This is a genomic window from Bradyrhizobium sp. BRP56 (assembly GCF_020194035.1).
Classification (GTDB): Bacteria; Pseudomonadota; Alphaproteobacteria; order Rhizobiales; family Xanthobacteraceae; genus Bradyrhizobium; species Bradyrhizobium australafricanum.
In genome coordinates this window covers 1-13,628 of the sequence record NZ_JADYVV010000022.1, presented here as the reverse complement: position 1 = coordinate 13,628, position 13,628 = coordinate 1, and the positions used below count along the sequence as shown (strand labels likewise).

The 13,628-nt window shown below is 64.4% G+C and carries 10 protein-coding genes and 2 pseudogenes; 3 read left to right on the top strand and 9 right to left on the bottom strand.

Going from position 1 to position 13,628, the window contains the following annotated elements:
- Window positions 1-37: 37 nt before the first annotated feature.
- Together I6F38_RS17245 and I6F38_RS17240 are read left to right on the top strand one after the other, a co-directional pair.
- Window positions 38-652 (top strand): TetR/AcrR family transcriptional regulator, encoded by a 615-nt coding sequence (locus I6F38_RS17245; RefSeq protein ID WP_225161245.1) that lies wholly within the window; start codon window positions 38-40, stop codon window positions 650-652.
- 88 nt (window positions 653-740) lie between these two features.
- Window positions 741-1,592 (top strand): EamA family transporter, encoded by an 852-nt coding sequence (locus I6F38_RS17240; RefSeq protein WP_225161182.1) that lies wholly within the window; start codon window positions 741-743, stop codon window positions 1,590-1,592.
- A gap of 120 nt (window positions 1,593-1,712) precedes the next feature.
- Here the strand turns inward: I6F38_RS17240 and I6F38_RS17235 are convergent.
- Window positions 1,713-1,929, bottom strand: a pseudogene (locus tag I6F38_RS17235) (zinc-binding dehydrogenase); the annotation flags it as partial.
- A gap of 225 nt (window positions 1,930-2,154) precedes the next feature.
- Here I6F38_RS17235 and I6F38_RS17230 point away from each other — a divergent pair.
- Window positions 2,155-2,649: a septal ring lytic transglycosylase RlpA family protein gene (locus tag I6F38_RS17230; protein WP_225161181.1), complete on the top strand. Its 495-nt coding sequence runs from the start codon at window positions 2,155-2,157 to the stop codon at window positions 2,647-2,649.
- Window positions 2,650-2,751: 102 nt separating this feature from the next.
- On the opposite strand, the gene I6F38_RS17225 is transcribed toward I6F38_RS17230, so the two are convergent.
- The 8 genes and pseudogenes from I6F38_RS17225 to I6F38_RS17190 all read right to left on the bottom strand — a co-directional run.
- Window positions 2,752-3,720, bottom strand: coding sequence for a zinc-binding dehydrogenase (locus I6F38_RS17225; protein WP_141340892.1), 969 nt, complete (start codon window positions 3,718-3,720; stop codon window positions 2,752-2,754).
- A gap of 172 nt (window positions 3,721-3,892) precedes the next feature.
- Window positions 3,893-4,888: pseudogene (locus tag I6F38_RS17220) on the bottom strand (nitronate monooxygenase family protein).
- A gap of 246 nt (window positions 4,889-5,134) precedes the next feature.
- Window positions 5,135-5,569 (bottom strand): CBS domain-containing protein, encoded by a 435-nt coding sequence (locus I6F38_RS17215; RefSeq protein WP_028331534.1) that lies wholly within the window; start codon window positions 5,567-5,569, stop codon window positions 5,135-5,137.
- Window positions 5,570-5,843: 274 nt separating this feature from the next.
- Complete coding sequence (gene oxlT / locus I6F38_RS17210; protein WP_028331533.1) at window positions 5,844-7,160, bottom strand: oxalate/formate MFS antiporter; 1,317 nt, start codon at window positions 7,158-7,160, stop codon at window positions 5,844-5,846.
- Window positions 7,161-7,397: 237 nt separating this feature from the next.
- Window positions 7,398-8,690, bottom strand: a complete 1,293-nt coding sequence (gene oxlT / locus I6F38_RS17205; protein ID WP_057020267.1) for an oxalate/formate MFS antiporter — start codon at window positions 8,688-8,690, stop codon at window positions 7,398-7,400.
- 258 nt (window positions 8,691-8,948) lie between these two features.
- Window positions 8,949-9,086: a hypothetical protein gene (locus I6F38_RS17200; RefSeq protein ID WP_167350443.1), complete on the bottom strand. Its 138-nt coding sequence runs from the start codon at window positions 9,084-9,086 to the stop codon at window positions 8,949-8,951.
- 188 nt (window positions 9,087-9,274) lie between these two features.
- Window positions 9,275-13,309 (bottom strand): autotransporter domain-containing protein, encoded by a 4,035-nt coding sequence (locus I6F38_RS17195; RefSeq protein WP_225161180.1) that lies wholly within the window; start codon window positions 13,307-13,309, stop codon window positions 9,275-9,277.
- Window positions 13,306-13,628, bottom strand: a 323-nt coding sequence (locus I6F38_RS17190) for an ANTAR domain-containing protein (RefSeq protein ID WP_225161179.1), incomplete at its 5' end; no start/stop codon positions are given. The genes I6F38_RS17190 and I6F38_RS17195, both read right to left, overlap by 4 nt.

The following is a 13,628-nucleotide window of genomic DNA, read 5'->3' as shown; positions in this document are numbered from 1 at the left end:
CTTGCCATTTAAGGACCGATTGGTCTATATATCGGCAATGAGCCGCCAAACCCCAGTGCAGTTGCCCCGTGGGCGCCCGCGAAGTTTCGACGTGGACGCCGCCATCGAACGCGCGATGAATGTGTTCTGGTCGCGCGGCTATCACGCCACGGCACTCCCGGACCTGCTGCGTGCGACAAAACTCTCGCGCGGCAGCCTTTACGCCGCTTTCGGCGACAAGCACTCGCTGTTCCTGCGCGCACTCGATCGCTACATTGCCGATGCCCTGACCCGTATGGATGATGAATTGGACTCCCGCCGAGATCCGGTCGACGGCCTGCGGGCCTACCTTGCCGGCTACGTTGAACGCGCGTGCGGGGCCAATGGCCGGCGCGGCTGCCTGTTGGTGGCGACGGCGATGGAGCTGGCTGGCCAGGATGCCGAGGTTGGCCGTCGCTTCGCGAGCTTCTTCAAGATCATGGAAGCCAGGGTGGCGGACGCATTTTCCCGTGCGGAGACCGCGGGCAGATTGGCCGATGGCGTCGAGCCTTCGAGTGCCGCCCGAATTCTGATCTGTTTCCTTTGGGGGCTGCGCGTGGTCGCCAAGACGGCGCCGGCGCGCACCATGTCGCAAGCCACCGCCGACGCGCTCCTCGCTCGCTTCATCAAATAAGCAGCTGTGACCCCTTGATGTCCACTGTACGTCCGCGGGATCGGCGTGCCGATATATGGACCGATCGGTCTTGAAAGGGAAAGATGCCATGTCTGCCATCCAGATCATCTGCGCGGTGGTCGTTCCCTTGCTCTGGGGTTATCAGTTCGTGGTCATCAAGGTCGGCGTCACCGAGTTTCCGCCGCTGTTCTTCCTCGGACTGCGCTTCCTGGCCATCGCGCTGCTGCTTGTTCCGTTCGTCAGAAGGCCGACACGCCAACAGCTCGGCCCTGTCGCAGCTATTTCGGTTTTCCTCGGCGGACTGAACTTCGGGCTGTTCTATGTCGGCCTTGGGCTCGGCTCGGGGAGCATGTCGGCCGTCGCCTATCAACTCGCCCCGCCCTTCACCGTGCTGCTCGCCTGGCCGCTGCTCGCGGAGCGGCCGTCGCTCATCACATCCGCCGGCGTGGTGCTGGCGTTCGTCGGCGTGGTGGTGCTGGCGGCGGGGCCGGGGCTGTCGGCAAACGTGCTGCCGCTGCTGCTCGTGGTTGCCGCCGCCTTCGCATTCGCGGTGTCCACCGTCCTGACGAAACGCTACGGCCCCTTCGATCCGCTGATGCTGATGGGATGGTCATCGCTGCTCACGGTGCCGCAGGTGATGTTGATGTCGCTGTTGCTGGAATACGGACAGCTGGCGAGCCTTGGCACTGCGGATCAACGGGGCTGGCTGGCGCTCGCCTACACCGTCTTCATCGGCGGCATTGTCGGGTTCGGCCTGTGGTTCTGGCTGATCGCCCGCTGCTCCATGGCCCGCGTCGCCCCGTTCGGGCTGCTGCTTCCGGTATTCGCGCTGATCTCGAGCGTGATGTTCCTTGGCGACAGCGTGACGCCGAAGCTGATTGTCGGCGGACTGCTCGCGATCTCCGGCGTCGCCATTACACAAGTCAGACCGGGTGCGTAGGGCGGATCAACGCGGTAGGTGTAGCATGGGTAGAGCGCAGCGAAACCCATCATCTCGCTGCCCGGATACATCGATGGGTTTCGCTTCGCTCTACCCATCCTACGCAGCAGTGCGTACCGACTACAGCGTCACCACGATCTTGCCGAGGTGATTGTTGGCTTCCGTGTGCTCGAACGCCTTGCCGATATCGGCAAATTTGTAGACCTGGTCGATCGACCGCTGCAGCTTGCGCGCCCCCGATCGCGGGCGAGATGTCCTTGCGGACCTCGTCGAAGATCGCGCGGATTTCCGCGATCGAGCGGGTGCGGAAGGTGACGCCGACACTCCTCACGCGCTGTCGAAGACAGCTCCATTCAGTCATTTTGCTGACGCAATCTCTGTTTTAGTCGAGCCAGAAACTGAAAAACACGGTGTGAGGGCCGCCCAGGTTCTCACGATGGTTCCACCGCCGGAACTGGCACGAATCCGCAAGGAATTGGCACGCGTAAACGCCTCCGCGTTCGCTTGACCATGTTTTGCGGCATCGGGAACCGGACGATCGAAGAAAATCAATCAAGGAGTTATGATGCTGTTCGGCTCGAGCGCCGCGATTTGCGGCGCCCTGGTTGCGCTCGCCTTTTCTGGCACCGCTGCTCGAAGTGAAATCGCTGCGGTTCATTCAAGCGCCGTCGTCAATGCCGCGTGTGGGGATGCAATCGTCGGCGCGGCATCCATGTACAATCCGTTGAAGCCCGGCAAGGAGGAGGGCGGTCCGAGCACAGCCTCCGGCGAGCGCTATGATCACTCGGTCTGGGCGGCTGCCATCAAGACGAGTCTGCGCCGGAAGTTTGGTGGGGTCCAATTTGGCGCGAGGCCGAAATATGCCCTCGTCGAGGCCGTCGGCAAGAAGGTCATCGTGAAGATAAATGACGTGGGGCCACTCAGGCCTGGCCGCATCATTGACCTCAATGAGCGGACGATGCGCTATTTCGATCCAAGCCTGGAGCTCGGAGTCATTAGTGGCGTCAAGGTCAGCCCGCTTGCGGGGGACTATTGGATTCCAGGACCTGTCGGCTGAACATCGCACGCGAAAGTGCCAGGGCGTAGCACGCGGCAAGCGCGGACCCGTTGGCTGATCCGCCCTTCGCGCAATGACGATGACGATCGCCGGAGACTGCTGCTACAGCGTCACCACGATCTTGCCGAGGTGCTTGTTGGCTTCCATGTGCTCGAATGCCTTGCCGATGTCGGCGAATTTGTAGACCTGGTCGATCGGCAGCTGCAGCTTGCGTGCTTCGACCGCGGGCCAGATGTCCTTGCGCACCTCGTCGAAGATCGCGCGGATCTCCTCGATCGAGCGGGTGCGGAAGGTGACGCCGATATACTGGATGCGGCGTGCCGCGTGCAGGTCGAAGTTGAAGTCGCCGTGGGTGCCGCCGAGCCGGCCGACATTGACGATGCGGCCCTTAACCTTGGTCGCCTTGAGGTTCTGGTTCGCGACCGGTCCGGAAACCTGGTCGACGATCAGGTCGACGCCTTCGCCTGAGGTTGCCTGCAGCACCTGATCGACCCAGCCGGGGTCCTTCGAATCCACCGCGAGATCGGCGCCGAACTCCTTCAGCCGGCCGCGGCGCATCGCATCGGTCGATGAGCCCACCACGAGCTTGGCGCCTTTCAGCTTGGCGATCTGCATCGCCATCAGCCCGACGCCGGAGCTTGCGCCCTGGATCAGCACGCTCTGGCCCGGCAGCAGTGCGCCATTGGTGACGACGGCGTTGTGCATGGTGGCGAGCGCAACGGGCAGGGTTGCGGCCTCGTCGAAATTCATGTTCGAGGGCGCGCGGAACAGCCGGCCGTGATCGGCCAGCGTGTATTCGGCGAATGCCGCGCCGCCGGAGCCCATGATCTTGTCGCCGACCTTGACGCCTTTGGCATCGGGGCCGAGCTCGGCGACCTCGCCGGCCCATTCCATGCCGAGCACGGTGCCGACGCCGCCGGCCGCGCCGTGGACATGGCCCTTGGTCATGCCGAGATCGGCGCGGTTCAGCCCGCAGGCATGAACCTTGACCAGCACCTGGGTGCCCTTCGGCACGGGCTTCGCAACGTCGGTGATTTCAGGGCCGTTAGGGCCGTAGACATAGGCTTTCATGGGCTTCTTCTCGTTTGTGTCTAACGCGAGATGACTTGAATTCCGTCATCCTGAGGTGGCCGCTTTTTCAGCGGCCCTCGAAGGATGGACGGCCCGGCTGGTGGCCGTCGACCCTTCGAGACGCGCTTCGCGCTCCTCAGGGTGACGGATAACACTCGTGCTCCGCTCCGGCCTATTCCGCGGCCTGACGCTTGGCGCCGGACATCATCGCTTCCAGCCGCTCGCGAATGATCGCTTCCGCTTCGTGGACGATGCGCGACACCAGCTCGGCGCAGGACGGAATGTCATGGATCAGGCCCTGCACCTGGCCGGCCGACCAGATGCCTTCGTCGGCATCGCCTGACGCGTAGACCATCTTGCCGCGGGCGCCGGCGACCAGCTCGCGCACATCCTCGAACTTGGCGCCTTCCTTCTCCATCTGCACGACCTTAGTCGAGACCGCGTTCTTGGCGACGCGCGAGGTGTTGCGCATGGTGCGGAAGATCAGCTCGGTCTCGCGCTCGTCATTGGCGACGATGCGTTCCTTCACCAGCTGATGGATCGGGCTCTCCTAGGTGCACATGAAGCGCGTGCCCATGTTGATGCCTTCGGCGCCGAGCGCCAGCGCTGCGACCAGGCCGCGCGCATCGCCGAAGCCGCCCGAGGCGATCATCGGGATCTTCACCTTGTCGGCGGCGGCGGGAATCAGGATCAGGCCGGGGGTGTCGTCCTCGCCGGGATGGCCGGCGCATTCAAAGCCGTCGATCGAGATCGCGTCGGCGCCCATCCGCTCGGCGGAGAGCGCGTGGCGCACGCTGGTGCATTTGTGCAGCACCTTGATGCCGTGCGTCTTGAACTCGTCGACATGTTCCTGCGGCTTGTTGCCGGCGGTCTCGACGATCTTGATGCCGCTCTCGATGATGGCCTGGCGATATTCGGCGTAGGGCGGCGGCTTGATCGCGGGCAGGATGGTCAGGTTGACGCCGAACGGCTTGTCGGTCAGCTCGCGGCAGCGCGCGATTTCCTTGCGCAGGTCGTCCGGAGTCGGCTGCGTCAGCGCGGTGATCATGCCGAGTGCGCCGGCATTGGCGACGGCGGCAACCAGCTCGGCGCGCCCGACCCATTGCATGCCGCCCTGCACGATCGGGTGGTCGACGCCGAACATCTCGGTGAAACGCGTCTTGATCATTCTGCCCTCGTTTCCATCAAAATTTTCCGTGGCGCGGACGGCGGCGCACGGTGTTGTTATGGGATGTCGAGGGAAGGATGCAGTCCTGTCCGGCAATTGTCTACCGGCGACCTGCGGCGCGCCCATGCGGAAATGACGGGCCGCGGCGGTCAGGCGAGGGCGGAACGGAAATCTTTCGTCATCTGTTCAGGCGCTGGTGATCGAACACGCAGCGCCTGGCTCAGAGCAAGGTAAAGCAGGCGCTTGTTACGCCGGCACGGCGTCTTTCTTCGACGCGGCGGTCTCCTCGTCGAATGCGGCGGCGATGTCGCGCATGCTGACGACGCCGATCAGGCTGTAGTTGTCGATGACGGGCACGTGGCGAATGTGGTGCTTGGTCATGAGATGACGGATGTGCTCGAGCGTGTCGCTCGATGTGCAGGAGACCAGCTGCTGCACCGACACGAACTGCGACACCTTCATGCTCGCACCGGCCGCGCCGTGCTCGGCGATCGCGCGCACCACGTCGCGCTCGGTGAACATGCCGACGGCGGTGTTGCCCTCGGTGCGAACGACATCCTTGACCACGAGCGCGCTGATATTGCTGGCGCGCATCAGTTGCGCGGCAATCGCAACGGTCTCGTTCATGCGCACCGTGGCGACGCGGGGGGTCTTCTTGCGCAGGATATCTCCGACTTGCATGGCAACCTCCTTGGTTATCGTTGACTGGAGTCTGGTATACAAAATGCCAATTGTCAACGTGGCTGTCACAGAAATCTACCATCAGGAAAATGCTTAAATAGGCAGGTTTGCTGACATTTCCGACGATTGTGAGCGGCCGTGGGCGGCGCGGGCGATCTGCCGCACGAAGCGTGGTGGCATCTGGCATCCCTGTTCTTGGCAAAAAGAAAAGAGGCGCACCGAGATGCGCCTCTGTCCGTTCAGAAGGAAAATTGAGAGTTCAGGCCGTGCTGATTCAAGCCGTTTTGGCGCTCGTCGCGGTCTCTTCCGCGGCGGCGGCCTCGTTGCCGTTGATGAAGGCGCGGCGCATCGGCTTGATCACGAACAGCGCCATCAGCGCCGCGGTGGCGTTGAGGGCGACCGCGATCACGAACACCGCCTGCCAGCCATAGCTGGCGGCAACGATGCTGGCGGCAGGCACCAGGAGCGCTGCGGTGCCCTTCGCGGTGTAGAGCATGCCGTTGTTGGTGGTCGCGAACTTCGAGCCGAAGGTGTCGCCGCAGGTCGCCGGGAACAGCGAGTAGATCTCGCCGAACACGCCGAAATAGACTGCGGTCGCCAGCACGAACACCACCGGGTTGTGACCCCAGGTGGACAGCGTGAGCAGCATCAGCGCGCCGGTGCCGAACGCGATGAACATGGTGTGCTCGCGGCCGATATTGTCGGAGACCCAGCCGAAGAACGGCCTTCCGAAACCGTCGAAGATGCGATCGAGCGAGATCGCGAAGGTCAGCGCGGCCATCTGGAAGCCGGCGAGCGTGACCGGCGTGTTCGCGATCTTGTAGTCGTGCGCGATCGGCGCGATCTGCGCCGCCGCCATCAGGCCGCCGGCGGCGACCATCACGAACACCAGATACATCACCCAGAAGATCGGGCTGCGCAGCACCTGCGGCGGTGTGAAGTCGACCTTGGTCTGCGGCAGATTGAGCTGCTTCTTCTTCGGCGGGATCGAGACCGCGGGCGGCTGGATGAAGAAGGCGAGCAGGAAGACGATCAATCCCTGTCCGATGCCGAAATCGAAGAACGCAGTCTGATAGCCGCTCGCGGCGATCATCTTTGCAATCGGCACCACCGTGAGCGCGGCGCCGGCGCCGAAGCCGGCCGCGGTTGCGCCGGCGGCGAGGCCGCGACGATCGGGAAACCACTTCAGCGCGTTGCCGACGCAGGTGCCGTACACCGCGCCGGCGCCGATGCCGCCGAACACGGCGGCGGTGTAGAGCAAGGCGAGCGAGTCGGCATAGGAGTTCAACACCCAGGCGAGCGCGATCATGATGCCGCCGAACATGATGACGAGCCGCGGGCCGTATTTGTCGACGAACCAGGCCTCGACCGGCACAAGCCAGGTCTCGGTCACCACAAAGATCGTGAAGGCGAACTGGATCGCCGCGCGGCCCCAGTGGTGCGCGCCGTCGATCGGATCGACGAACAGCGTCCAGCCATATTGCAGGTTCGCGATCATCGCCATGCAGACGATGCCCATGACGAGCTGCAGCCAGCGGAAGCCGCTGGACGAAGGTTGAGCTTGTGTGACGGCAGTATTGCTGGAAACCATCAAGTCCTCCCGAGCGCGCTGGTCTTGTGACCGAGTGTCGCAATTATTGTGGCGTATCGTCGCAAGCGCCCGGCGGAAGTTGGTATACTATATTCCAGAAAGCAAGCCCTTCATTCCGCTGCAACGCAGCAAATCTGACATTCGACGCGCCGGTCCAGACGGCATCTCGTGGCCAGCCAAAATGAAAAGCGCCCGGCTTTTGGCCAGGCGCTTCGCAGGCTGTGGTGAGGCGGTTGCTTAAGCCGTAGCCGATTTCGCGACCACGATTTTTCGCCAGGGCTTAAGCAGCATGATCGCGAGCAGCGAGGCGAGGATGTTGGCGCCTGCCGCGATGATGAACACCTTGTCCCAGTTGCCCGACGATTGCTGCATGTAGTTGGCGATCGGCACCAAGAGCGCCGCGGTGCCCTTTGCGGTGTAGAGCAGGCCCGCATTCGTGGTGGCGAACTTGGCGCCGAACGTATCGGTGCAGGTCGAGGGGAACAGCGAGTAGATCTCGCCCCAGGCAAAGAACACGAAGCCCGAGAGCAGCACGAACCAAACCGGGTCGTGTCCCCAGAGGTAGAGCATCCAGATGCCGATGCCTTCCATGCCGAAGGCGATGAACATCGTGTTCTCGCGGCCGATCATGTCGGAGATCCAGCCGAAGAACGGACGCGTCAGACCGTTGAGGACGCGGTCGATGGTTGCCGCGAAGGTCACGGCCGTCATCGTCACCGCCATCAGCGTGACCGGCACGCTGTCGACCTTCCAGTCGACCGCGATCGGCTTCAGGTTCGCGGTCACCATCAGGCCGCCCGCGCCGACGATCACGAACATGAAGTACATCAGCCAGAAGATCGGCTGCCGCAGCACTTCGGTCGGCTGATAGTTGCGCCGGGTCTGGATGATGTTGGCGTTCGCCACGACGGCCGGCACCTGTCCGGCCTTCGGCGCCAGCAGGAAGAAGGAGAGCAGCACGATGATGATGCCCTGGCCGAGACCGAAATACAGGAAGGTGGTCTGGAAGCCGGAGTCCTTGATCATCGCCTGGATCGGCGCGACCGTGAGCGCCGAGCCTGCGCCGAAGCCGGCAGCGGTGATGCCCGCGGCAAGTCCGCGTTTATCCGGAAACCATTTCAGCGCGTTGCCGACGCAGGTGCCGTAGACGCCGCCGGCGCCGATGCCGGCGATGATCATGCCGAGATAGTAGCCGTTCAGCGTCGTCGCCTGCGCGTTGATCGCCCAGCCGAGTGCGCAGAGGATGCCGCCGACCAGCACGACGATGCGCGGACCGTATTTGTCGACGAACCAGCCTTCGACCGGCACCAGCCAGGTCTCGAACAGCACGAACAGCGTGAAAGCCCATTGGATCGATGCGCGATCCCATCCGAATTTCTTCTGGATGTCGGGGACGAAGAACGTCCACCCGTATTGATAATTTGCGATCATCACCATCGCGGCGACGCCGATCGCGAGTTGCGTCCAGCGATAGGTATCGCTGACACGCGCGGCCGCAGGGGCCGCAGTTGCCTGAACCATGTCCGACATAGATCCTCCCAGTGCGCCCCTTGTCGTTGCTTATGAGCGCGCGATGGCCATCTTGGTATCCGATATGCCAAGGTTCAAGCTGTCGAAGGGGCAGCGCGCGCTTATGCCGCACAGGACTCAGCCCGGGCACCCCGGGAGACTAGTTCAGCGCGCAAGGAAATGGCCCCGAAAATCGGGGCCATTGGTCGAAGGTTCAATGTCAGGTCGCATCTTGCGACGAAAGCTGCATCCGGCGGAGAGCGCCGGAAATCCCTTGGCTTAGAGGCCGAAGCGCGGCAGGTCGCCGTTGCGATTCGAAATCTCCGCGCTCTTCATCAGCAGGCGGTCGATCGAGGCCAGCAGACGGCCGAACAGGGTGGAGGAGGGCGCGAGCGTCAGTACAGTGGTCTTGGACATTGGTGTCCCCTTTCATTGGAGGCCAGCAATGGGCCGGCTCATCATCTGCAGCCAAACTATGTATACCAGATGCCAGATACAACGGGCTTGTTTGCATAGCAGCATGCATGACTGTGCAATGCAGCAAAATCAGCTGCTCGGCATCCCGGATTGGCGTGGAAGGGGCGGGGCCCGGCGGCGGCGCCGGGTCAGAATTTCCAGCTAAAACTGGCCTTTATCGAGTGGTCCTGGACCCGGTCGGCAAGCTGGCCGACATAGGCGATGCCGATGCTGGCCTGCGGCGTGACCCGCAGATCGAGCCCGCCTTCAACCAGCGCCGCGTTCCGTGCCAGCGGCACGCCGGCCACGGTGAATCCGGTTCCCAGGCCCTGGAACGCGAGTGCCGATGTCGGGGTCACTTCGCCGAAGGCGTACTGCCAGGCCACCGAGGCACGCGGCGTCAGCTGCATGCCGTTGGTGAGGGCGAAGCTGGTGGCGATGCGGGCGCCGAGCGAGGAGTAGCCGACATCCTGATCGCTGCCGGCGCCGCGCAGCGCGGCAGCGCCGCTGCCGCCGGTTTCGGCAAAACTGTCGGTGCTGAGGTGGGCCCAGGCGAGGCCGGCGAACGGCTCGAGCGCGGCGCGGCCGAGCGATAGCCCGTAGCCGATCTCGCCGAACACCTGCGCCGTGGTCGCGTCATAGCGGCCGCGCGCGGTGTCGAAGAAGCCCGGGAACACGATCGAACGGCTGGTGTCGAGCGTGCTGAAGCTTGCCGAGGCGCCGCCGCGCAGATTGACCGCGCCGTAGCTCGCGCCGACATAGCCGGCGAGATGCGCGGTCTCGATATCGGCCGAGCTCGCGCGATTGCCGACATGAACCGACGAGCTGGTGTAGCCGCCGGCGATGCCGGCGATCCAGTTCGGCGCGAATCTGTGATCGACGCCGCTGAAGAAGCCGGCGAGGTCGCGCGTCATTCCCGCGGCATTGCCGTCGCCGTTCAACCGGCCCCAGGCGCCGACCCCCTGTGCCCAGAATGTGGTGTCCGCGATCGGTGCAGCATGCGCGAGTGGCGGCGCCTTGACCGGAAACGCGGGCCGCTCGGTGCCGGCATAGGCGAGCACGGTGCTGACCGACAGCTGATCCTTCGCAGCGGTCTGCGGGCCACCTGAACCCAGCGCCGCCATCGGCCCGCTGCTGCCGGCGAACGACGCTTGCCGCAGGCGGCCGAGCACGGCTTCGCGCAGATAGCGCGAGTCGTCGAGCATCGCGGTCTGCGCGCTGGCATGCACTTCGCCCGACAGCGCATCGAACGCCCGCCGCGCGCCGGCGGCGTTCTGGTTCAGCACCGCGACCATCAGCGGATCGCGCTGTTGCCCGCTTGCGTCCAGTGCGCCGGCGACGGCGATCTGGTTCGGTGTCGTCGCGACGCTCGTGAGCGAGGTGGCGTTGCGGGCGAGTGTCAGGAAGACGTCGTTGGCGTCGTAGCTCAGCGTCGGCGTGAGGAATGTCAGGCTGCTCGTGACATCGGTGAAGGTGCCGTTCACGCCGCCGTTCGCGGTGAGGATCGTGTAGACCGTCTGCGGCGCATAGGTGCCGGTCTGCGCCAGCGCCAGCACATTGCCGCCGGCGAGCGTCGCGGTGCCGGTGGCTATGATCTTGTCGGACTGGCCGGCCGCATTGGCCTCGACCTGATAGATCGAGCCGGCTGCGAAGGAAACGTTGCCGGCGACGTTCAAGGTGCCGATCGAATTGCCGGGCGCGACGATGCCGCCGGCATTGCCCGTGATGCCGCCGACGGTGCCGATGCCGCCGAGCGTGCCGCCATTGTTCACCGTGACGGCGCTGGCAAGGCTTGCGCCGCCGTGGCTGTCGTCGCCGACCACGAGCTTGCCGGCGTTGACGTTGGTCGCGCCGGTGTAGGTGCTTTGGCCGTTCAGGGTCAGCGTGCCGGCACCGATCTTGGAGAGCGATGCGCCGGTGCCGCCGCTCGCGCCGCCGTCGGCGATGACGCCGCTGACGATCGTCGACAGGTCGTTGCCGCCGACGGTGAGTGCGTTCGCGCCGAGATTATAGCGGCCGGCTCCCTCAATCGAGCCGGCGGAGAGAACGCGGTTTCCGGCCAGTCCCGCGCTTGCGGAAAAATCCACGACGCCACCGGCGTCGGTGACGAGACGGGCATTGCCCGCCGTGCTGTTGCCGGCAAACGCGGTCTGGCCGCTCGCCGTGGTGACGAGCGTGGCGGCGCCGGCCGAGGTCGCGTTGCGGAAGTTCAGCTTGCTGTTGTTGGTGATCGTGGTCAGGCCCGAGGTATCGGCGTTGACCACCTCGAAGGTGGCGTTGTTGAGCACGCTGCCGATGATCTTGCCCTGATGCGTGGTATCGCCGAGCTGCAGCGTGCCGGCCTGGATCGTGGTGCCGCCGGTGTAACTGATGGTGCCGGCCAGCACCTGCTTGTAGGTGCCGTCCTTGACCAGCCCGCCCGCGCCGGTGATGACACCATAGTAGAGCGCGGTGGTGATGGTCGAATTCAGGCTGGTGGTGAGATTGCCGGCGGCCAGATCGACGGTGCCGAAATCGGTGGCGCCGGACGACAGCGTTGCGACCTTCTCGTTGCGGAGCAGGCGCAGCGTGCTGTTGCCGAGCACGATGACGCTGGAATTGTCGCCAATGGCGTTGCCACCTTGCACGACCAAGGTGCCGCCGAGCAGCTGGGTGCCGCCGGTATAGGTGTTGTTCCCGGAGAGCGTCAGCGTGCCGATCCCGCTCTTGGTGAAGAGGCCGCCGCCACTGATCGAACCGGCAAAGGTGCTGTCGTCGGCGCGGTTGAAGATCAGCCGTCCGTCATTGAAGACGTTACCGGTGATCGCGCCCGACGTGCCGCCATTGCCGATCTGCAGCGTGCCGTTCGCGATCGTGGTGCCGCCGCCATAGCTGCTGTTGCCGGTCAGGATGGTGGTGCCGCTGCCCTTCTGCACGAACCCGCCGCTGCCCGAGATGGTGCCGCCGAACGTATAGGTGTCGGAGCGGTTGATGGCGAAGGTGCCAATGTTCACCACCTGGCCCAGGATGGAGCCGGAGGTGCCGCCGTTGCCGAGTTGCAGCGTGCCCGCCCTGATTGCGATGCCGCCGGTCAGGCTGCTGTTGCCGGTCAAGGTCAGCGTTCCGGCGCCGAGCTTGAACAGGGTGCCGTTTCCGTTGATCGACTGGCCCAGGGTGAAATTGTTGGCGGCATCGGCGATATCGAACGCTCCGCCGCCGCTGCCCAGGTTGATGGCGCGCGTGGTGCCGGTGAAGGCTGTGCCGGTGACCCGCAGCGTGCCGCCGCCGTCGAAATTCAGCGCGCCCGATGCGGCGCCGAGATTGCTGTCCGATGACACCTGCACTGTGCCACGCGACATAGTCGTGCCGCCGCCATAGCTGTTGGTGCCGGTCAGGATGGTGGTGCCGATGCCGATCTGCGCGAACGCACCGCTGCCCGAGATCGTACCGCCGAACGTATAGATGTCCGATCGGTTGACGGCGAAGATGCCGTTGTTCACCACGTTGCCGGTGATGGATCCGAAGCTGACGCCGTTGCCGAGTTGCAGCGTGCCGGCGGAGATGGTGGTGCCGCCGGAGTAGTTGTTGCTGCCGGTGAAGGTCAGCGTTCCGGCGCCGGACTTGGTCAGCCCGCCGTTGCCCGTGAACGAGTTGCTGACGACGAAATTGTTGGTGCCATCGACGATCTCGAAGCCGCCGCCGCCCCAATTGATGGTGCGTGACGTACCGGTGAAGCTCGTGCCGGTCACCTGGAGCGTGCCGCCGTTGAAGGTCAGGGAGCCCGAAGCCGCGCCGAGGTTGGCCTCTGACGACACCGACAGCGTTCCGCCCGCCAGCGTCGTTCCTCCGGTGTAGCTGTTGTTCCCGGAGAGTGTGAGCGTGCCTATTCCGGTCACGGCCACGCTGCCGGCGCCCGATACCACACCGGTGACTGAAAAATTGGCCGGCGTGGTGTTGAAGGCGACGAGGGAGCCGGAGCCGAGCACGATGTTGTTGCCGAGCGCGAGCCCGTTGTTTTGTGCTGCAATCGTTGCAGCGGCACCCGTAATCAATTGAATATCGCCGACAAGCGTCGAGCCGGTCAGCAAATTCAGGACGTCGCTGGTTCCACCGAAACGGATCGCGGCCGCATGGGTCGCGCCGTCGGCGTTGAGCCCGCCGCTGATCGTGCCGGCATTGTTGATGGTGCTGTTTCCATTGGTCATGACACCGACGCCGGCCGTACCTGTGCCGTTCGCGGCACCGCCCGTGATGGTGCCGGTGTTGCCCAGTGTATTATCGCTGCTGACCAGATTGACGCCGGCGCCGCTGCCGCCGGTGCCGGCTCCGCCAAGGGAGCCGATCCCGCCGCTGCCGCCGCCGCCTCCGGTAATGCTGCCGGCGTTGCTGATCGACGTTCCATCGCCTGACGTCTGATGAAGCCATAGGCTTCGGTTTCCGGCATCTGCCGCGTCGCCATCAGGATCGCCTTGGCGCGCTCCACCGTGCGCATCGAGCGCAGATTGTCATCGAGCTTCTCGATCT